Source organism: Marivita sp. S0852 (assembly GCF_046591575.1).
GTDB lineage: Bacteria > Pseudomonadota > Alphaproteobacteria > Rhodobacterales > Rhodobacteraceae > Marivita.
Genome location: NZ_JBIQWA010000001.1, coordinates 645,040 through 665,346 on the forward strand (window position 1 = coordinate 645,040; position 20,307 = coordinate 665,346).

The window sequence follows — 20,307 nt, forward strand, 5'->3', positions numbered from 1 at the left end:
TCCAATCTTGCGACCCGCGTTGCGGCAAGTCATCATGGCGGCATGACTACCCATCGCGCGGCGTTCGCCTCACATTCCCCTGACGCCACGGCGCATCTGGCCACCTCTCTTGGGGCCGTTCTGAAAGCGGGCGATTGTCTTCTTCTGTCCGGGGGCATTGGTGCTGGCAAAAGCCATTTCGCCCGCGCATTGATCCAATCGCGCCTTTCAGAACCCGAGGATGTCCCGTCGCCGACATTCACACTGGTACAGACCTATGATTTGCCCGAATGCGAGCTGTGGCATGCTGATCTGTATCGCCTTGGCGCGCCGGATCAGATTATCGAACTGGGGTTGTTGGACGCGTTTGAAACGGCCATCACCCTGATCGAATGGCCGGATCGCCTGCAAGATTTGACACCAAGCCATGCGCTCCACCTGGATATCCAGGATTCAAATCATGATGACACACGGCAGATCACCCTGACATGGACTGATCCAAAATGGTCGGATGTGATGGCACGGGTGGTGACATGACGGATTTCACAACATTCCTCGCCGAACACGGGTGGGATACAGCACAACAAGAACCATTGGCCGGTGATGCCTCAGCCCGGCGATACATCCGGCTCTCTAAAGGCAGAAAACGCGCCCTGTTGATGGTTGATCCACAAGGTGACACAGCACGGTTTGCAGCTATGTCCCGGCATCTTCAGGCGGTAGGGCTATCGGCCCCGTCGATAATGGCTCAAACCGGACAATTGATGCTGATCGAAGACTTTGGCGATGCCCAATTCGCCCAAGTGATCGGCAATGACCCCGGTATGGAAAACCAGCTATACCGCGCCGCAACGGATGTCCTGTGCCATCTTGAGCAATGCGCGCTGCCGGACGAGATCCCGGAACTGGGGTCCCAAATTCTGGGCGACATGATCGAACCCGCATTCACCCATTACCTGCCCGCCATGGGAGGAACGCCCGGTCAGAGCTTTGTTGAAATCCGGAAATGTCTGTCGGAACGGCTGGCCGCCCATCTGCCCGGCACCAATGTCATGGTTCTTCGCGATTATCATGCAGAGAACATGATCTGGCTGCCCGATCGGGATGGCATCAGACGTGTTGGTCTTCTTGATTTTCAGGACGCGGTGATCGGGCCGCCGGTGTATGACCTTGTGTCCATGCTTCAGGATGCCCGGCGCGACGTGTCGGATGATTGCCGCCATGCAACGTTCACCCATTACCTGGAACGAACAGGCCGCTCTGAAACCCGCGTAGCGGCACTCTTCCATCTTTTGGGCATCCAGCGGAACCTGCGCATTCTTGGCGTTTTTGCCCGATTGGCAGTGGAACGCGGAAAACCGGGATACCTGGCCCTAATTCCAAGGGTCTGGGCCCATATCCAGACCAGCCTGGACGCCCCGGTTGCCAAACCCCTGAAAGGCCTGATCACCGACAGCTTTCCACCCCCAACGCCAGATCGGCTTAACACTTTGAGGCAACAATGCCTGACGCCGTAATGTTGTTTGCTGCCGGGTTCGGCACGCGAATGGGCCGCTTGACCGCTGATCAACCCAAGCCGCTCATCAAGGTGGCGGGGCAACCCTTGATTGACCATGCAATGAAATGGGTGAATGACTTTGACCCTCGGACCGTCGTGGTAAATGCGCATTACAAATCGGACCAGATAATTCACCATTTCGCACAAAGCCCGGTTCAGGTCAGGGTCGAATTCCCTGATATCCTGGACACCGGCGGTGGCCTCAAGGCCGCGCTGCCTATGTTGGACGCCGAAACGGTGTTCACGCTGAACAGCGACGCGGTATGGCAAGGGCCAAACCCGCTGAAATTACTTCAAGACGCCTGGACAGATGACATGCAGGCCTTGCTGCTGTGCGTCCCGAAGGCACAGGTGATTGGGCATATCGGCACGGGGGATTTCGACATGTCCAGCGATGGCCATGCGGTTTGGGGAACCACAATGATCTATTCCGGAGCCCAGATCCTTCGGACAGATCTCGTGTCTGATAAGGACAAAACCGTGTTTTCCTTAAAAGAAATCTGGGACGATCTTGTCGGACAGAATGCATTACACGCCATTTCGTATCCCGGGCAATGGTGTGATGTTGGGCATCCCGAAGGCATAGCGCTGGCTGAAGACATGTTAAGGACATCCCATGTTTGATCCCAGCGATGCACCGCGTATTTTCGCGCTTCCACCGGGCGCAGATTTTGCACAACAACTGGTGTTGGGCCTCAAGCACCGTCTGCAAGATGCCCCGCCCGAAGCGATGGCTCGGGTCGAGCTGGTTTTGAACACCCGGCGGATGCAGCGGCGCGTCGAAACCGTTTTCGATTCCCTCGGTGCCGGTTTCTTGCCCCGCATCCGGTTGATCACCGACCTTGGTGACCCATTGGACAGGGCGGTGTTGCCAGACCCCGTACCCGCCCTGAGACGACAGCTCGAACTGGCAGAGCTGGTTGGACGGTTGATTGATGCCGACCCAAGTTTGGCCCCCCGTTCCGCAACTTACGATCTGGCGCAAAGCCTTGGCGCGTTGCTGGACGAAATGCAAGCCGAGGGCGTCACGCCGGACGATATCGCAAATCTTGATGTCACCGATCAATCCGGCCATTGGGAACGCGCGCAGCGCTTCCTCGGGATCATCACGCATTACTTTGACCCCGCAACCGACGCACCAGACATTGCGACGATCAATCGAACGGTTCTCAGGTCAAAACTGGCGCGTTGGGTCGATCACCCACCAAACCATCCGATTGTCATTGCCGGATCTACAGGATCACGCGGCTCTGCGTTTCAACTGATGTGCGCCGCGGCACGGTTACCGCAAGGTGCGGTGATCCTGCCGGGGTTTGATTTTGACACGCCCACCCACGTTTGGTCTGTGCTGCGCAACAATGCCCGCAACACAGACGCAATGCAGGGCGAAGACCATCCGCAGTTTCGATTTGCACGACTGATGGAACGATTGCAGATCGGGCCGGATCAGGTTTCGTCTTGGACCGACACGGCAGCACCGAACCCCGCAAGGAACGCCCTTGTCTCGTTGTCCCTGCGCCCCGCACCTGTGACGGATCAATGGTTAAGCGACGGGCCGAATTTGCCGCCGTTGACCGACGCAATACAGTCTCTGACCTTGCTCGAAGCGCCTTCACCACGCGATGAGGCCCGAGCCATTGCACTGCGTCTGCGCCAAGCGGCAGAAGACGGCACAACAGCCGCCTTGATCACCCCAGATCGCATGTTGACCCGTCGTGTGAGCGCATTGCTGGACCGGTGGGGCATCCTGCCGGATGACAGCGCGGGAACACCCGCCCAGCTGACCGCTCCGGGTCGATTGTTACGTCACATCGCGCAATTGCGGGTCAACGGACCAACTGCGGACGCGCTTTTGACACTGCTCAAACACCCATTATGTCATTCAGGCGCGGATCGTGGACAACACCTTCTTTGGACATCCGAGCTTGAACTTTTCATCAGAAACAAAGGCGTGCCCTATCCCGATTTACAACAGTTGATGGCATGGAAAAAGGCGGATGAGGCAGCGGACTGGCTGGCGTGGATTGACGCCTGCCTTCTGCGTCCTGCCATCACCGGAAGGTTGTCATTGTCGGATCAGGTCACCCAGCATATCGCCCAAGCTGAAGCGATTTGCGCCGGTGCCAGCAGCACCGATGCATCCGAGCTTTGGGCCAAGGACGCTGGCAAAACCTGCCGCAAAGCGTTCGATGCGATTGTCCAAAATGCCTATTTCGGCGGTGCCATGACGGCCCGCGATTACGCGGATCTTGTCGATGGGGTTCTGCGATCAGAAGAGGTGCGAGACCGCGATGCGCCGCATCCGCATATCCTGATCTGGGGCACAATCGAGGCACGTGTCATGGGGGCTGATCTGGTGATCCTTGGCGGGTTGAACGAACATTCCTGGCCGGATGCTCCGCCTCCCGATCCGTGGCTCAACCGGCGCATGCGCCAGCAGGTGGGTTTACTCTTGCCAGAGCGACGGATCGGCCTGTCGGCCCATGACTTCCAGCAGGCGGTTGGTGCCAACGAGGTCTGGCTTACCCGAGCCGAGCGATCCGAAGATGCCGAAACAGTCCCGTCCCGGTGGCTTAACCGTCTGACCAACCTGTTGAAAGGATTGCCCAGAACCGGTGGACCAGACGCGCTTGCCGAAATCAGAGATCGTGGCCAAAAATGGCTCCGGCTTGGGCGCGTGTTGGAAACCCCCATCGCAACCGACCCTGCCGCGCGCCCGTCACCGATTCCCCCGGTAAGCGCCCGACCAACAGAATTGTCGGTCACCAATATCGAGAAACTGATCCGCGATCCTTATGCCATTTACGCCTCCAAGGTGCTGCGCTTGCGGCCTTTGCATCCCATTCAGCACGCGCCCAATGCCATGAAACGCGGGACAGTTATTCACAAGGTATTTGAGGAATTCGTCTCTGATACCGCTGAAAAGGCCGATCTCATCAGCACAGAGAAACTGGTCGCGATTGCCGAAGATGTTCTGACTTCCGAGGTCGCGTGGCCGACAGACCGGATTCAATGGCGTGTTCGGATCGAAAAAATCGCCGAGTGGTTCGTCCAGAACGAACGCGCCCGACGTGCGATGGCGCGGCCTGTTCTGTTCGAAAAAACCGGCGCAATGGACATATCTACCCCGCCCTTCAGGATTACCGCAAAAGCAGACAGAATTGATCTGAACAGCCGGGGCGAAGCGTTGGTCTATGACTACAAAACCGGAACCGCGCCGACCAAGGATCAACAGATGTTGTTTGACGTGCAGCTGCTTGTGACAGCCGCACTCATCTGCGAGGGCGGGTTTCCCCAGATTTCACCGCGCGGGGTGGCTGACGCACGTTACATATCGTTGACCGGAGAGGGCAAAGAGGTGCCAGCACCTCTCGAAGAATGCCCGCCAGAGCGCATATTGGCAATGTTGACCACCCTGATTGATGCCTATCGCGACCCAAACACAGGGTATACCGCACGCAACAAGATGCACAAAGATGTCTTTGGATCAGACTATGATCAACTGTCGCGTTTCGGCGAATGGGATGCATCGGACGCTGCGCAGAAAGTTATTCTCTCATGATCCGAAATGATGCGACAGAAGCCCAGGTTCGGGCGGCCGATCCAGGTAAATCGACCTGGCTGGGCGCAAATGCGGGATCTGGAAAAACCCGCGTTCTGACGGACCGTGTGGCCCGTCTTTTGTTGGGCGATACCCGCCCGGAACGCATTTTGTGCCTGACCTTCACCAATGCCGCTGCAAGCGAGATGCAAAACCGTTTGTTCAAGCGGCTGGGGGAATGGGCAATGCTGGATGACGCTGCGCTGACCAAACAGCTTTTGGAACTTGGAGAACATCAGGATCATCTGACCTCTGACTTTCTATCGCGCGCGCGCACCTTGTTTGCGCGCGCCATCGAAACGCCCGGTGGGCTGCGGATTCAAACAATTCACGCCTTTTGCGCGTCTATCTTGCGTCGTTTTCCGCTGGAAGCTGGGATCAGCCCGCAATTCAAAGAAATCGACGACCGCGCGGCTCAGCTTTTACGAGAGCAAATTCTGGATGACATGGCGCAGGGGCCAGAGGCCAATTTGATCGCCGATATCGCGCGCATCGCGTCCAACAATCCGCTACAGGAATTGGCCGACGCGATTGTCGGGCATAGGAACGGGTTCGCACCATCGCTGACACATGCCGAATTGCTAGAACGGTACGGATTGCCGGGAAATGCATCACGCGACGATGTGGTGAACAGCGTTTTTTTGGGCAGTGAAATCGCTCTTTTGGCAGAGTTTGTGCCACATCTATTGGCCAGCGGTCCGATGGATCAAAAATTGGGGCGTGCCCTCCAAAAGGTGACGGCCCCGGATTTACAGGCCCTGAGAACACTGGAATCGGTGCTTCTCAAAGCGGATGGCGTTGCAAAAATAGGGTCTATTCCGACGAAAAAACTGCGTGAAGGCGTTCTTTCGCCGCTGATGGCACGCTTTGAAGATCTGATTGGCAGGGTCGAATCCGCGCGTGAAACGCGCCTGGCGTTGGACGCTGTCGCACGCGACGCCACGCTGCACCGTTTCGCCGACGCCTTTCTTGGACGCTACGAGAGCACGAAACAGACACTTGGCTGGTTGGATTTTGATGATCTTATCACCCGGACAAGACAGCTTTTGACAGACAGCCAACAGGCGCAATGGGTGCTCTATCGTCTTGATGGGGGTATTGATCACATTTTGGTCGACGAAGCCCAGGACACCAGCCCTGCGCAATGGGAAGTGATCAACCGACTCGCCCAGGAATTCACCTCAGGCGACGGCGCGCGTGCAGATATTCAGCGCACGATTTTTGTGGTTGGAGATAAAAAACAGTCGATTTATTCGTTCCAGGGCGCAGATCCGCAAGAATTCGATCATATGCGCCTGGCGTTTCAGGATCAGATGAAGACGACACCCGCGCCATTGCAGGACGGGCAGTTAAGCTATTCGTTTCGATCCTCGGTTCCGATTTTACGATTGGTGGATACCTTGTTTCGGGGGCGCGACAAAGCCGGGTTTTTGCCGGATCAGACCCACATTTCCTTCCATGATACCCTTCCGGGCCGCGTCGATCTGTGGCCCTTGCTGGAACCCGCCACACATGACGATGACGACATGCCGTGGGACTCTCCGGTCGATCGGGTAAGCCCGACACACCATAATGTAGTACTGGCCAGCAGGGTTGCGGGTTTTATCCATCGGACACTGACGGATGGAACGGCCCTGCCTGTCGGAAAAGCCGACGACGGGTCAATTCAGACCCGCCGCGTTCATGCTGGCGATTTTCTTATTCTGGTGCGCAGTCGCGGGGCGCTGTTTCACGAAATCCTGAAAGCCTGCAAATCACGTGGGCTTCCGATTGCAGGCGCAGACAAGCTCAAGGTTATGGCGGAACTGGCGGTCCGGGACTTGCGCGCGCTGCTTGCCTTTCTGGCCACCCCAGAAGACAGCCTTTCGCTTGCCGCAGCCTTGCGATCCCCGCTGTTTGGCCTGGATGAACAGGCCATTTTTGACCTCGCCCACCGGCGCAAATCTCCGCATCTTTGGGAAGAGTTGCGCAAGCAAAGAGACACATATCCCGCCATTCTTGAGGTTCTCGAAGACCTCCGCGCCCGACTGGACTTTCTGCGACCCTACGACCTTTTGGAACGGATTCTCATCCGGCATCAGGGACGGCAAAAACTGATCGGGCGGTTGGGTGAAGAGGCCGAAGACGGTATCGACGCCTTGCTCAATCAGGCCTTGGCCTATGAACAAACCGACATTCCCAGCCTGACCGGGTTTCTGCACTGGATGGAAACGGACGATATCGAAATCAAGCGAAGCGTAGACAGTGCCGGGGCACGGATTCGGGTAATGACGATCCATGGGGCAAAAGGATTGGAAGCGCCGATTGTCATCGTGCCGGACACCCACAAAAAGGCGTCTCAGTCCAGCAAGGAAACCTTTGTCCTGGCCGACGGTCACGCCCATTGGCGCGGGTCAGATAAAACACGCGCGGCCTATCAACGCAACGCATTGGACCGAGCGCGCCAAGCCGAAGAAGAGGAAAAAGACCGCCTGCTTTATGTGGCTCTGACACGTGCGGAACGTTGGCTTGTTGTCGCGGCAGCAGGGGCACCGGACAAACGCGCAGAAAGCTGGCATGACCGTATTTCGGCAACGTTAGAGACAGTTGGCGGCGTGTCCACATCTTTTGAATTCGAGGATTCCGGGCCAAAACTGGGCCAGCGGCTGGACCATCTGACATGGCCTGATCCGGATAAAGCGGCTGCGGGACCCGACGCGACAGACACGCCAGCGTTGCCCGATATCTTCGGGACATCAGCGCCCGTTGCAAAGCCTCCGGTCGAGATCTTAAGCCCCTCTGATCTTGGCGGTGCCAAGGCGCTGTCCGGCGCCGATGGTGATTTAACCGAAATGGCCAAAGACCGCGGTACGATGATCCATCTGTTGCTCGAAACGCTCCCTGCTGTCCCCCCAAACGACCAACGATCACTTGCAGAGCGGCTGATGGGATCTCACCCATCGGCCGCAGACCTGATTGAAGAGGCTCTGACCGTACTTTCATGCCCAGAGCTGTCACATATCTTTGATCCCCAGGCGCTGGCCGAAACCCCCGTTACAGCCCGTCTTACCGAACTGGGGGAAAAATCGGTCCACGGTATCATCGACCGATTGATCGTCACCCCAAAGAAAATCACGGCAGTCGATTTCAAAACCAATCGCATCGTCCCAAATACCCCAAGCAAGACGCCTGAGGGCCTGCTTCGCCAAATGGGGGCCTATCACGCAATACTCACCAAGATTTACCCCGACCGGGCAATTGAAACCGGGATTTTGTGGACCCGCCCTGCCACCTACATGATGCTGCCGTCGTCTCTGACGACCCAAGCTCTCTTGAGAGCCAGCCACCTTGACGCCCCGACTTCGGATACTTAGTCTCTTGCTCCGACCCAATCATGCGCACAGCCGCAAGGAGAGACCAGATGTCCACCGTCGCCGTAACTGACGAAACTTTCGACAGCGAAGTTAAGAATTCCAGCGTACCCGTTGTGGTAGATTTCTGGGCCGAATGGTGCGGCCCGTGCAAGCAAATTGGCCCGGCTCTGGAAGAGCTGGCGGCAGAATATGGCGATGCAGTCAAGATCGCCAAGGTTGACGTTGACACCAACCCCAACACAGCCCAAGCCATGGGCGTGCGGGGCATCCCGTCCCTTTTCATTTTCAAGGACGGTCAGGTGGTTTCCAACAAAACCGGTGCCGCGCCAAAGGCGGCTCTTAAAGGCTGGATCGACGAAAGTATCTGAGATTAAATGGTTTTGTGACAAACGCCCGGTGTCTTTCGCCGGGCGTTTTGCGTTGCGGGGCTTGTGCCAGTGAAAGGTTCGGCCCATATCCACACCAAACAGGCAAAGGACTTGGCATGGCTGACACAGAGTTTCCCGGCTGGCACGGCACCACAATCATTGGCGTTCGCAAGGGTGGCAAGGTTGTGATTGCAGGAGACGGCCAAGTCAGTCTTGGTCAAACGGTCATCAAGGGTACCGCCCGAAAAGTTAGGCGTATTTCACCGGGTGGTTACGATATTGTCGCCGGATTTGCAGGCTCAACCGCCGATGCGTTTACCTTGCTTGAACGGCTGGAGGCCAAGCTCGAGAACACGCCCGGACAATTGCAGCGTGCAAGTGTGGAACTGGCCAAGGATTGGCGCACCGACAAGTACCTGCAGAAACTGGAAGCGATGCTCATCGTGACAGATGGATCAGAGCTATATGTCATCACCGGTGCCGGCGATGTGCTTGAGCCGGAACATGATGTGACGGCGATCGGATCGGGCGGCAACTACGCGCTGGCCGCAGGTCGCGCCCTGATGGATACAGACAAGGACGCCGAAACCGTCGCGCGCGAAGCGATGGCGATTGCAGCGGATATCTGCGTTTACACCAACGGCAATCTGACGGTCGAGGCAATCAGCGCCTAAACGCTGCCTTCCGCTGCCTGAAAGGATCACTCTATGACCGACCTCACCCCCCGCGAAATCGTGTCCGAACTGGATCGGTTTATCATTGGACAAAAAGACGCCAAACGCGCCGTTGCCGTGGCCTTGCGCAATCGTTGGCGGCGCAAGCAATTGACCGATGATCTGCGGGACGAAGTGTACCCGAAAAACATCCTGATGATCGGCCCGACCGGCGTTGGCAAAACCGAAATCAGCCGCCGCTTGGCAAAATTGGCCAAGGCCCCATTTCTCAAGGTTGAGGCCACCAAGTTTACCGAAGTGGGCTATGTCGGGCGCGACGTAGAACAGATTGTCCGCGATTTGGTGGATGCGGCCATCGCTATGACCCGTGACCAAATGCGCGAAGACGTAAAATCCAAAGCTCACGAAGCCGCCGAAGAACGCGTGATCGAAGCCATTGCAGGCGAAGGCGCGCGCGATGCAACCCGAGAGATGTTCCGCAAAAAACTTCAGGACGGGCTTCTGGACGACACCGTGATCGAACTTGAATTGCAAGACACCTCAAGCCCCTTCCCGATGATGGACATCCCCGGACAACCCAATATGGGTGGTGGTGCGGGTATGATGAACTTGGGCGACCTCTTCGGCAAAGCCTTTGCTGGAAGGACCACGCGCAAACGCATGACGGTGGCAGAAAGCTACGATACTCTGATTGCGGAAGAAGCAGACAAGCTTCTGGACGACGAACAGATCAAGGAAAAGGCGCTTGAGTCGGTTGAACAGAACGGCATCGTCTTTCTGGATGAAATCGACAAGGTCGCAGCCCGCCAGGAAACGCGCGGCGGCGATGTGAGCCGCGAAGGTGTGCAGCGTGATCTGTTGCCGCTGATCGAAGGCACCACCGTCAGCACCAAACACGGCCCGGTGAAAACCGATCACATCCTCTTCATCGCCTCCGGTGCCTTTCACATTGCCAAACCGTCAGATCTATTGCCCGAATTGCAAGGCCGTCTGCCAATCCGGGTAAACCTGCGGGCGCTAACCGAAGAGGATTTCGTGCGCATCCTAACGGAAACCGACAACGCGCTGACCCTGCAATACACCGCGTTGATGGCCACCGAAGAGGTCAATGTCACGTTCACGAAAGAGGGCATTGCCGCCCTTGCCAAAATCGCGGCGGATGTAAACCAGTCGGTGGAAAACATCGGCGCGCGCAGGCTCTATACGGTGATGGAACGGGTGTTCGAAGACCTGAGCTTTGACGCGCCGGATCAACCGGGAACATCCGTCATTGTGGACGCCGCATTCGTGGAAAAGCACTTAGGCGAGTTGACCAAGTCGAGCGATCTGAGCCGCTACGTGCTCTGATCCGTCTTCTTGCTAAAAATATCCCCGCCGGAGGCATCAGCGACTTCCACCAGCGGAGATGCTTGTTTACGTTGGCACCGACACCGCCAAGAGGCGCAGCATGAAACGGTCCCGCATCAATGACATTTTGCGCGAAGGTGACGCATTTATCCGATCCTTCGGATACAGATTACCGCCCTTTGCATATCTCTCCCCACGGGCCCTGAAGGCAAGCAATCATGCCCAGATAAAGGCCCGTCGCATGGGATGGGACATCACCGATTACGGGGCCGAAAAGTTCGATGATATGGGGCTGTTTCTGTTCACAACCCGCAACGGATTGAACAGCGATTTGGGCAAGAAAAGCGCCATGCTCTATGCCGAAAAAATCATGATCTCGCGCGTCAAACAGCTGAGCCCGATGCACCGTCATAACCTCAAGGTTGAGGATATCATCAACCGGGGTGGCGGAACGCTGGTGATCGAGCTGTTTATGGCCGATTCTGCCGGTCACATTGACCGCGATGCCGATGTGTCCGTGATGGTTGACGGCATCCACCGAACACTTCCTGCCGGCGAACATTTAGCTCTTGATCCGGGTGAATCAGTGACTCTTTTTCCAAACAACTGGCACGCATTCTGGGCGGATGGTGGCGATGTTTTGATTGGCGAAGTGTCGACAGTGAATGATGATCTGACTGATAACATCTTTGAACAGCCGATTGGCCGGTTTTCGAATATCGAAGAAGATGAAGACCCGCTGTACCTCTTGGTTTCGGATTACGACATCCACCTGTCACCTTAGCGTTGATCCGGTCGGGCAGTTTTGCCCGACCCAACCTTCAAAGTGCACCGTTCCGGCTAAACAGCCCACCACCGCTCTGCCATGCGGCCGTTGTCCATCTGCCAAAGATTTCCAACCGTCTCTGGTGTGGCAACCTTGTTGGTCAACGCCTGAACGTAGTTGGCAAACATTGGCAGGATCACGCCACCATCATCGCGCAGGATCTGCTGCATCTCGTAATACATCTCGCGACGCTTGTCGCTGTCCAGCTCTGCACGGGCTTCGACCAGTAGGTTCTGGAACCGTTCGCTGTCATCATTACCCCACTGCGTGTCATTCCAGGGTGCGCCCTCTTCATATGACAAAGAGAACATCCAGTCTTCGGTCGCACGGCCTGACCAGTAGCAGGCACACCATGGCTTTTTAAGCCACACATTCGACCAGTAACCATCCGCAGGTTCTTGCACCACGTTGATGTTCACGCCTCCGGCCTTGGCGGACGCCTGATACAATTGTGCGGCGTCCACCGCACCTTCGAACGCCGCGTTAGATGTGGACAGGTCCACATCAAGCGATGACAGACCAGCTTCTTTCAAATGGAATTTGGCGCGATCTGGATCGTAGGCAAGCTGCTCCATATCACCATGATAATACTGGTTCGCAGGGCCAATGGGCGTATCATTTCCAACCTGGCCATGGCCCAGAAGGATTTTGTCGACCATCTCCTGACGGTTGATGCCATATTTCAATGCGCGGCGCACATTCACATCGTTAAACGGCGCGACATTGGTCAACATCGGGAAAGTGTATTGCTGGTTTCCCGTCACTTCTTGAATATTGATCATCGGATTGGCGCGCAAAAGCGGCTCGGTCTTGAAATCAATGCGATTGACCGCGTCGACCTGGCCCGTCATCAAAGCGTTCATCCGGGCGGTATTGTCGTTAATGGCGATATACTCCACCTCGTCGAACCAGCCAGCTTCGCCATCCTTGTAATGGCTGTCCACGCGGCTTGCGACCATACGCACGCCCGGTTCAAAGCTTTCGGCCCTGTAAAGGCCCGTGCCGATCCCTTTGGCAATGGCTTCCTCGATCTGCCCGGCAGGATAGATCAATAGATGGTAATCCGACATAAGGTAGGGAAAATCGGCATTGCCCGTTTTCAATGTCATCTGAACCTGGTGGTCCGTCAGCTTTTTCATGTCGGCAATCGTGTCCACAATCGGCTGGGCCGCCGATTTAGAGCCTTCCGCGACATGAATCTGCAAAGACTCAATCACATCGTCCGCGCCAAAAGGCTTTCCGTTGTGAAATGTCACACCTTTGCGCAGGTCGAAGGTCCAGACCTTGGCGTCCGGAGAGGCTTCCCAATTGGTTGCCAATTCCCCGGCCAGCGAACCGTCGGCGCTGACCTCTGTCAGACTGTCGAACACGGTGCCTTGTGCGCTGGCGATCATGAACAAATCAGAATGGGTGCGACCATCCCAGCTGTCTGAGGTGTTGGCCCCTGAAAGCCCGGCAACCAGGCGCCCACCGCGTTTGGCATCGGCGCGCACGGATAGGCCGCTCGCGGCCAACACGGCAGCTGCCGTGCCGGTTTTCAGCAATCCACGTCTGTTCATTCTAGTCATTTTGATAGTCTCCCTTTTGGCGTGCTGGGCTTTTCAGCCCTGCTCTCTGTTTGATCAGAGAAGCGATTCTCATGATATTTTATCAGCAGCGGCGTCACCGATGTTATCAACTCCACGTTTATCCAGCAGATTTGTGAGCCAATCAGGGTCCATCTCCGGAACCGAACTTAACAACAGGTCGGTATAGGGGTGGTGTGGTGGCACAAACATGTCGTGCTTTGTCCCCTGTTCGACAACCCGCCCTTCTTTCATTACCACAACTTCATCGGCAATGGCTTTGACCGTCGCAAGGTCGTGCGTAATGAACATATAACTTAGCTTCAAGCTGTCTTGAAGTCGCGCCAAAAGCCTAAGAATGCCTTCGGCGACCAACTGGTCAAGCGCGCTGGTCACTTCATCACAGATAATAAACTTTGGCTCGGCTGCAAGGGCACGGGCAATGCCAATGCGTTGTTTTTGACCGCCAGACAATTCACCGGGCAGACGGTCAATATATTGCGCGGCTGGCATCTCGATCTCTTCTAAAAGCTCCTCGACGCGCCTGCGCTTCTGCTTGCCGGTCAGTCCCATGTAAAATTGCACAGGGCGACCGATTATATCGCCAATCTTTGAACGCGGGTTCAGTGCGGTATCGGCCATTTGATAAATCATCTGCGCCTGACGCAGCTGATCTTTGCTGCGCTGCTTATAGCCGGCTGGCAGTGTTTCACCTGCGAATTGGATCACACCCTGGGTGGGTGCCAGCAAGCCGGTAATGCACCGCGCCGCGGTGGATTTGCCAGATCCGGATTCACCGACAACAGCAACCGTACGCCCTTCGTGGATGTCAAAACTAATGTCATGCAGCACCGGAATCTTGCCATAAGACGCCGATACGTTCTGGACAGAGACAACAGGGGTCGCGCCGCTATGCACTGCGGGTTTTTGCGGCCGCTCAAAGGCTCGAACGGCCCAAAGGCTTTTGGTGTACTCTTCTTTCGGGTCCGTCAGCATGGTGCGTGTGTCCGCCTCTTCCACCTCATCCCCTTTAAGCAGAACTTTGATCCTGTCCGCCATCTGCGCAACAACCGCAAGGTCATGCGTGATATAGATCGCGGCAGTATCGAACTGTTCGACAATATCGCGGATTGCGGCAAGCACCTCGATCTGGGTGGTCACGTCCAGAGCGGTCGTCGGTTCATCGAAAATGATCAGATCAGGACGACAAGACATCGCCATCGCAGTCATCGCGCGCTGAAGCTGACCACCCGACACCTGATGGGGATAACGGAACCCGATTTCTTCGGGATTTGGCAGACGCAAACGACGGTACAGCTCGATTCCGTCTTCAATGCTTTCGGCGCGGCTCATCACGCCATGTTGCACAGGGCCTTCTGTGTGCTGATCAATCAGCTTGTGTGCCGGATTGAAACTGGCCGCCGCCGATTGGGCGACATAGGCGATGCGCTTGCCCAGCAGGTTGCGCTTTTGCGACGACGAGGCAGATAGCAGGTCGATCCCGTCAAATTTCACCGATCCGCCGGAAATACGCACGCCATCACGGGTGAACCCCATGGCGGCCAACCCCAATGTCGACTTGCCTGCGCCGGATTCACCGATCAGGCCAAGAACCTCGCCTTTGTTCAGATCAAGACTGATGCCTTTGATGATCGGCATCCAGGTTTCATCACTCCGTCCCTCGATGAAGATATCGCGGATTTCGACCAGCGCGTTCATTCTTTCAATCCCGAGCTTTTCTGAAGCATCCAGTCTACAATAAAGTTCACCCCAACAGTCAGCAGAGCAATGGCTCCCGCCGCCAAGATGGGCAATGCCGCAGTCAACGGTGAAAAGGCAGCAAAGTTGATAAACTGCGCGCTATCTCGGACCATCGTTCCCCAATCTGCCAGCGGTGGCTGAATGCCAACACCCAGAAAACTTAGTGATGCGATGGTCAGAAACACAAAGCAGAAGCGCAAACCGAATTCTGCCAGCAACGGCGCAGTTGCATTGGGCAGGATTTCCCGGAAAATCAGGTAGCCCAACCCTTCACCTCGCAGTTTGGCCGCCTCGATATAGTCCATGACAACAATGTTCAGGCCCACCGCACGCGCAAGGCGGAAGACACGTGTGCTGTCGATCACCGCAATGATGATCACCATGTAAACGGTCAGCAACCATCGTTCTGACCCAGCCCAAGCGCTTGCAATGGTCATCAACAACAAGGCAAAGATAAGCGACGGAATGGCCATCAGAACGTCAACCGCGCGGCTCAGAACCTGATCAAGCCATCCCTGCAGCGTTGCCGCCAGAAAACCCAGTGTCCCACCCAGGAAAAACGCCAGACAGGTGGTCACAAACGCAATCCCAACCGTGTTTTGCGCGCCATAGATCAACCGGCTCAGCAGGTCGCGGCCGATCTGATCTGTGCCAAGCGGATGCATAGGGTCGCCGCCGCTCGCCTCGTTTCCACCCGGAAGCACATTCACACGCGCAAAAATCTCGTCTTGGCCGAATGGGGCCAACAAAGGCGCAAAGATTGCCGTAAACGCGTATAACAGGACAACCAGCACACCAAAGCTTGCCGTTAACGGCATTTGGCGAAAGAGCTTCTTGGTCCCTTCTGTTCCAACTGTCCGGCCAAGCAATCGAAACAGATACGCCGCAATGACCGAGACGATGAAAAAATGAACCGCCCACCGAAAGAAAACCACGCCTGCATTCGGCGTACCCGCATCAGTGACCGTGGGTTGGAAATAGTACCACACCGAAAATAGGAACAGGCTTGCCGCAAACACATATCCAAACGCGACGGCGAACGGCATGTCGCGAAAGGTTGGCGCATTTCCCGTCGCCTTCTGGCCGACAAACCGCAACAGCCAACCGCCCAGCGCAAGTCCCACCAGCAAAAGACCCAGGGTCAAAAGCGTATTCATTTCGGATGCCTCAGACGTGGGTTCGACAGGATCGACATGATATCGGCCGTCAGGTTGAGCAGAATATACGCCGCTGCAAAGATCAGGCAGCAGGCCTGAACAACCGGGATATCCCGAATTTTGACACTATCCACAAACAGTTGACCGATACCCGGATACACAAACACCACTTCAACAACCACAACCCCGGTGATCAGATACGCAAGGTTTAATGCGATTACATTTATGATCGGTGCCAGCGCGTTCGGCAGGGCGTGTTTCACAATCACCCGCATCGGCGACATGCCTTTAAGCCGCGCCATTTCGATATAGGGCGACGCCAAAAGGTTAATGATCGCAGCGCGGGTCATACGCATCATGTGCGCCGTGACCACCAGTGTCAGGGTCAGCGCCGGCAGCAGCGTTTTTTCCAGACGCTCGCCAAAGGACATCCCGTCAAAGATGTTCGACAGCGACGGCAGTAACGGATTCAAAACAGCCAGAAACAGGATCAGCACATAGGCCAGAAAGAACTCTGGCGACGAGATCGAGGATAATGTCGTGACATTGGTGGCGCGGTCAAAGGCAGAGTTGCGATAGAGCGCGGCAAGAATTCCCAAAGTAATCGCAAACGGCACAGCAATCACTGCGGTAACCGTGGCAAGAAACATCGTATTCGCAAAGCGCGGCGCGATTTGTTGTGCGACGGTTGTGCTGACGCCGCTGTCAGCCCCCACAAAGCTTGCAAAATTGGCTTGCGCAAACGAATTGCCCAGATCACCCTGCAAGGCCCCGCCAAGCCATTGAAAATACCGGGTGATCGGTGGCTGATCGAGACCCAGGTCCTTGCGGATCGCCTCAACCGCTTCGGGTGTCGCGCCTTGACCAAGAATGGCTTGAGCAAAGTCGCCCGGCAGCATGTTGACAGCAGTGAAAATCACAACGGAAACGACAAAGAGGGTCAGCAAGCCAAGCGCCAAGCGCTGCAATATGATGCGGATAACGGAATTCAAATTTTCGGCTTAATCGTTGTTCCCGGATTGGCCCTTAGGTTAGCAAGCAACGGGAATGTGTAAACCGGAAATACCTGTTTTCTGTTAAGCCTCTGAAATTGTGTCCATAATCCTTACCAACTCGGCACTTATCCCGGGTTCTGACAAGGCATGGCCGGCGTTCCGGATCATGCGAAGATCACATTCGGGCCAAACCCGCGCCAATTCCCACGCCCGGACAGGCGGGCAAATCATGTCGTAGCGACCTTGCACAATCGACCCCGGTATCCCCGCAAGACGATCCATGTTCTTGAAAATCCACCCATCTTCTTCAAGAAAACCGTTGTTGATGAAGTAATGGTTTTCAAGCCGCGCAAAGGCCCGCGCATAATCGCCGGGGGACTCTCCGCCTGATCCGCTTGAATACACCGACGCAAGCGCGTTTTCCCAAGCCGACCATGCACGGGCATAGCGCGTCTCTGTTCGCAGATCTCCGGAAAACAAACGGCGATGATATGCCGAAATCAGGTCGTCCCGTTCATCTTCGGGAATGATATCGACAAACCGAGCCCAGGTTTCCGGCCAGAATTGCCCGGCCCCGCCGCCATAGAACCAATCCAGCTCGGCTTTGGTCATGGTAAACACACCGCGCAGCACAAGGTGGCTCACCCGATCAGGGTGCGAAATACCATAGATCAGCGCCAGGGTGGCCCCCCAGCTTCCGCCAAAGACGATGAATTGCTCGATGCCCAGTGTTTCACGGATCAATTCGATGTCTCGCACCAGATCCCAGGTGGTGTTGTTGGCAACGCTGGCATGCGGTCGCGACCGCCCACAGCCGCGTTGATCAAACAAGACCACACGAAATACCTGCGGATCAAAATAGCGACGCATTGATGGGCTACACCCACCGCCCGGACCTCCATGAAGAACAATCACGGGTATCCCGGTGTCAGAGCCGCATTGTTCGACATAGACCATATGGCCATCACCAACGGACAGCATACGTTGATCATAGGGATCAATCGGCGGGTAGAGATATTGCACTGCGCGCTTTTGGCTCGGGTATTTGTCCATACGCAATCTATATTGCTCCAAGAATGAAAAAGACCATGGGGAAACGTCGCATGTCCGGTGTCACAACTGTTGATCCGTCAGAAATCGCAAAATTCGAGGCCATGGCCGCCGAATGGTGGGATCCAAACGGCAAGTTCAAGCCGCTGCATATGCTGAACCCGTGTCGGTTGGATTATATCACAACACAAATCGCAGAAGAGTTCGACCGGGATCTGAACGCAGCGACACCGTTCTCCGGATTGCGCATTCTTGACATCGGATGCGGCGGCGGGCTGCTGTGCGAACCGATGGCCCGCCTTGGTGCCACAGTGGTTGGCGTCGACGCGGCAGAGCGTAACATCCCCGTGGCAAGAACCCATGCCGAACACTCGGGTCTGGACATCGACTATCGTCACACCACCGCCGAAGCGATGGCGGCCGACAACGAACAATTTGACGCTGTTTTGAATATGGAGGTTGTGGAACACGTCGCCGATCCTCTGGCCTATCTGACCGCCTGCCAGCAATTGCTCAAACCCGGCGGGCTGCACATTTGTTCAACGATCAATCGCAATCCCAAAAGCTTTGCGATGGCGATAGTGGGCGCGGAATATGTGATGCGCTGGCTGCCCAAGGGCACGCATGAGTGGAACAAGTTCATCACCCCGGATGAACTCTTTGATCTGATGCGCCAAGCCGGTCTGGACCCGGTTGATCGAAAGGGATTTCAATTCAATCCGATCACTTGGAAATGGCGGTTGTCGGATCGTGACCTCAGCGTGAATTATGTCACTGCAGCGCTCAAGCCTGCTTAATCTGAACCCGCAGATTCAAGTTTCACCCGCAATTCCCGCAACACGGGGATTGCCGCGCGCACTTTGGTGTCGCCCAATTCGGTCACCATCTCGTTGATCAGAGGTGTGATCGCCGCAATCGCCGCATCGCGCGCAGCAAGACCTGCAGGGCTGATTGACACTTGTTTACGTCGGGCATCGTCCCAATCGGGGCGAATGTGAACATATCCAGCCGCTTCGAGTTTTCCCAAGGTGTTGGTCATCGCCCCCCGTGTCACATGAAAAGACTTCGCCAGCTGCGCGGGTGTCCGTTCCGATGTGCCACGGGCCAGCTGATTCAGAACGGAAAAATGCGAAATCTCCATTTTATTGGGCAATACACGGGTCAGCCTGTTCCGCAAAAGTTGATCTGCGGTCAGCAATTCGCTGAAAAGCGAAATGGCAAGGGGGCTGCTGTCACTCATGCGGGTCCGCCAAAATCTCTATCATGCTGTAAAGACGGAATTTTCTTACGCGCATTCTCTACATCTGACATGTCGACGTCAACATAATGCGCACCAAAGCGCTGTCCTGCGTCGATAAGCACCTCTCCCCAAGGTGAGATGGCCAAAGAGTGACCATGTGTTGTACGCGACCGGCCTTTGCTGCTGGGGTGCTGACCCATTTGCGCCGGGGCCAGAACATACGATCCCGTCTCGATCGCGCGTGCCCGCAACAAGGGTTCCCAATGCATCGGACCCGTCGCGTGTGAAAAAGCGGCAGGAACGGTCAGAATCCCCGCACCGGCCTGCGCCAGTTTGCGATAAAGATAGGCAAACCGGACATCATAGCAGATGCTCAACCCAACGGTTCCAAAGGATGTTTGGGCTACCACAGCTGTGTCACCCGGTTTGAACCCCGCGGATTCCCGATAGGTTTCGGTCTCTGATACCGCGACATCGAACATGTGAATCTTGTCGTAACGGGCAGCAATTGACCCATCCGGTGCAATCAGGAAAGACCGGTTCAGAAATCGCGCCTCGGGCGGGTCGGCTTTCAGTGCCAAAGACCCAATCAACAGCCAAACACCAAGCCGAGCGGCATCGTCCCGCAACGCCGAAAGCGTCGGATCGTCCTGTTCCCTGTGGAGAACCGTACGCTGGTGTGATCGGCTATTGCTTAGGCAGTTGGTGACTTCGGGCGTCAAAATGAATTCCGCACCTTCAGCCGCCGCATCGCGCACAAGGTCGGACGTGACCCGCAGATTGTTTTGCGGATCATCCGACGATGTCAATTGAAGCAACGCCGCCCGCATGTG

At 56.0% G+C, this 20,307-nt stretch carries 17 protein-coding genes; 10 read left to right on the forward strand and 7 right to left on the reverse strand.

The features are described 5' to 3' along the window. The first annotated feature begins 42 nt into the window (after positions 1-42). The 9 genes from tsaE to ACG74X_RS03175 all read left to right on the forward strand — a co-directional run bounded on the left by tsaE (position 43) and on the right by ACG74X_RS03175 (position 11,664). Positions 43-516, forward strand: coding sequence for a tRNA (adenosine(37)-N6)-threonylcarbamoyltransferase complex ATPase subunit type 1 TsaE (tsaE, locus tag ACG74X_RS03135; protein ID WP_411232659.1), 474 nt, complete (start codon positions 43-45; stop codon positions 514-516). Further along, positions 513-1,496 (forward strand): aminoglycoside phosphotransferase family protein, encoded by a 984-nt coding sequence (locus ACG74X_RS03140; RefSeq protein ID WP_411232660.1) that lies wholly within the window; start codon positions 513-515, stop codon positions 1,494-1,496. Before tsaE ends, ACG74X_RS03140 begins: the two co-directional genes overlap by 4 nt. Continuing rightward, positions 1,481-2,161 (forward strand): nucleotidyltransferase family protein, encoded by a 681-nt coding sequence (locus ACG74X_RS03145; protein WP_411232661.1) that lies wholly within the window; start codon positions 1,481-1,483, stop codon positions 2,159-2,161. Before ACG74X_RS03140 ends, ACG74X_RS03145 begins: the two co-directional genes overlap by 16 nt. Further along, positions 2,154-5,099: a double-strand break repair protein AddB gene (addB, locus tag ACG74X_RS03150; protein WP_411232662.1), complete on the forward strand. Its 2,946-nt coding sequence runs from the start codon at positions 2,154-2,156 to the stop codon at positions 5,097-5,099. The genes ACG74X_RS03145 and addB overlap by 8 nt, the downstream gene beginning before the upstream one ends. Continuing rightward, on the forward strand, positions 5,096-8,491 hold the full coding sequence (addA, locus tag ACG74X_RS03155; protein WP_411232664.1) for a double-strand break repair helicase AddA: 3,396 nt from the start codon (positions 5,096-5,098) through the stop codon (positions 8,489-8,491). The genes addB and addA overlap by 4 nt, the downstream gene beginning before the upstream one ends. 47 nt (positions 8,492-8,538) lie before the next feature. Continuing rightward, complete coding sequence (gene trxA, locus ACG74X_RS03160; RefSeq protein WP_411232666.1) at positions 8,539-8,859, forward strand: thioredoxin; 321 nt, start codon at positions 8,539-8,541, stop codon at positions 8,857-8,859. A gap of 116 nt (positions 8,860-8,975) precedes the next feature. After that, a complete protein-coding gene (hslV, locus tag ACG74X_RS03165) occupies positions 8,976-9,533 on the forward strand; it encodes an ATP-dependent protease subunit HslV (protein WP_411232667.1) in 558 nt (185 codons plus the stop codon). Positions 9,534-9,566: 33 nt separating this feature from the next. After that, positions 9,567-10,880 (forward strand): ATP-dependent protease ATPase subunit HslU, encoded by a 1,314-nt coding sequence (hslU, locus tag ACG74X_RS03170; protein WP_411232668.1) that lies wholly within the window; start codon positions 9,567-9,569, stop codon positions 10,878-10,880. 100 nt (positions 10,881-10,980) lie between these two features. Next, a complete protein-coding gene (locus tag ACG74X_RS03175; protein WP_411232669.1) occupies positions 10,981-11,664 on the forward strand; it encodes a D-lyxose/D-mannose family sugar isomerase in 684 nt (227 codons plus the stop codon). A 56-nt stretch (positions 11,665-11,720) separates the two neighbouring features. On the opposite strand, the gene ACG74X_RS03180 is transcribed toward ACG74X_RS03175, so the two are convergent. The 5 genes from ACG74X_RS03180 to pip form a co-directional block, all read right to left on the reverse strand. Beyond that, on the reverse strand, positions 11,721-13,274 hold the full coding sequence (locus ACG74X_RS03180; protein ID WP_411232671.1) for an ABC transporter substrate-binding protein: 1,554 nt from the start codon (positions 13,272-13,274) through the stop codon (positions 11,721-11,723). 69 nt (positions 13,275-13,343) lie between these two features. Next, positions 13,344-14,990, reverse strand: coding sequence for an ABC transporter ATP-binding protein (locus tag ACG74X_RS03185; RefSeq protein WP_411232673.1), 1,647 nt, complete (start codon positions 14,988-14,990; stop codon positions 13,344-13,346). Then, on the reverse strand, positions 14,987-16,189 hold the full coding sequence (locus ACG74X_RS03190) for an ABC transporter permease (RefSeq protein ID WP_411232675.1): 1,203 nt from the start codon (positions 16,187-16,189) through the stop codon (positions 14,987-14,989). Before ACG74X_RS03190 ends, ACG74X_RS03185 begins: the two co-directional genes overlap by 4 nt. After that, entirely contained in the window at positions 16,186-17,181 is a 996-nt protein-coding gene (locus ACG74X_RS03195) for an ABC transporter permease (RefSeq protein ID WP_411232676.1), read from the reverse strand. Before ACG74X_RS03195 ends, ACG74X_RS03190 begins: the two co-directional genes overlap by 4 nt. A gap of 84 nt (positions 17,182-17,265) precedes the next feature. After that, entirely contained in the window at positions 17,266-18,237 is a 972-nt protein-coding gene (pip, locus tag ACG74X_RS03200) for a prolyl aminopeptidase (RefSeq protein ID WP_411232677.1), read from the reverse strand. A gap of 23 nt (positions 18,238-18,260) precedes the next feature. On the opposite strand from pip, the gene ubiG reads away from it, so the two are divergent. After that, on the forward strand, positions 18,261-19,031 hold the full coding sequence (gene ubiG, locus ACG74X_RS03205; protein WP_411232678.1) for a bifunctional 2-polyprenyl-6-hydroxyphenol methylase/3-demethylubiquinol 3-O-methyltransferase UbiG: 771 nt from the start codon (positions 18,261-18,263) through the stop codon (positions 19,029-19,031). Here the strand turns inward: ubiG and ACG74X_RS03210 are convergent. Then, on the reverse strand, positions 19,028-19,474 hold the full coding sequence (locus ACG74X_RS03210) for a MarR family winged helix-turn-helix transcriptional regulator (protein ID WP_411232680.1): 447 nt from the start codon (positions 19,472-19,474) through the stop codon (positions 19,028-19,030). The genes ubiG and ACG74X_RS03210 overlap by 4 nt on opposite strands. Beyond that, a complete protein-coding gene (locus ACG74X_RS03215) occupies positions 19,471-20,304 on the reverse strand; it encodes a carbon-nitrogen hydrolase family protein (protein ID WP_411232682.1) in 834 nt (277 codons plus the stop codon). Before ACG74X_RS03215 ends, ACG74X_RS03210 begins: the two co-directional genes overlap by 4 nt. Positions 20,305-20,307 lie beyond the last annotated feature (3 nt).

Excerpts from the sequence above, each read along its gene's own strand:
- tsaE (WP_411232659.1), top strand. The coding sequence starts at position 43 with ATGACTACCCATCGCGCGGCGTTCGCCTCACATTCCCCTGACGCCACG.
- ACG74X_RS03140 (WP_411232660.1), top strand. The coding sequence starts at position 513 with ATGACGGATTTCACAACATTCCTCGCCGAACACGGGTGGGATACAGCA.
- ACG74X_RS03145 (WP_411232661.1), top strand. The coding sequence starts at position 1,481 with ATGCCTGACGCCGTAATGTTGTTTGCTGCCGGGTTCGGCACGCGAATG.
- addB (WP_411232662.1), top strand. The coding sequence starts at position 2,154 with ATGTTTGATCCCAGCGATGCACCGCGTATTTTCGCGCTTCCACCGGGC.
- addA (WP_411232664.1), top strand. The coding sequence starts at position 5,096 with ATGATCCGAAATGATGCGACAGAAGCCCAGGTTCGGGCGGCCGATCCA.
- trxA (WP_411232666.1), top strand. The coding sequence starts at position 8,539 with ATGTCCACCGTCGCCGTAACTGACGAAACTTTCGACAGCGAAGTTAAG.
- hslV (WP_411232667.1), top strand. The coding sequence starts at position 8,976 with ATGGCTGACACAGAGTTTCCCGGCTGGCACGGCACCACAATCATTGGC.
- hslU (WP_411232668.1), top strand. The coding sequence starts at position 9,567 with ATGACCGACCTCACCCCCCGCGAAATCGTGTCCGAACTGGATCGGTTT.
- ACG74X_RS03175 (WP_411232669.1), top strand. The coding sequence starts at position 10,981 with ATGAAACGGTCCCGCATCAATGACATTTTGCGCGAAGGTGACGCATTT.
- ACG74X_RS03180 (WP_411232671.1), bottom strand. The coding sequence starts at position 13,274 with ATGACTAGAATGAACAGACGTGGATTGCTGAAAACCGGCACGGCAGCT.
- ACG74X_RS03185 (WP_411232673.1), bottom strand. The coding sequence starts at position 14,990 with ATGAACGCGCTGGTCGAAATCCGCGATATCTTCATCGAGGGACGGAGT.
- ACG74X_RS03190 (WP_411232675.1), bottom strand. The coding sequence starts at position 16,189 with ATGAATACGCTTTTGACCCTGGGTCTTTTGCTGGTGGGACTTGCGCTG.
- pip (WP_411232677.1), bottom strand. The coding sequence starts at position 18,237 with ATGGACAAATACCCGAGCCAAAAGCGCGCAGTGCAATATCTCTACCCG.
- ubiG (WP_411232678.1), top strand. The coding sequence starts at position 18,261 with ATGAAAAAGACCATGGGGAAACGTCGCATGTCCGGTGTCACAACTGTT.
- ACG74X_RS03210 (WP_411232680.1), bottom strand. The coding sequence starts at position 19,474 with ATGAGTGACAGCAGCCCCCTTGCCATTTCGCTTTTCAGCGAATTGCTG.
- ACG74X_RS03215 (WP_411232682.1), bottom strand. The coding sequence starts at position 20,304 with ATGCGGGCGGCGTTGCTTCAATTGACATCGTCGGATGATCCGCAAAAC.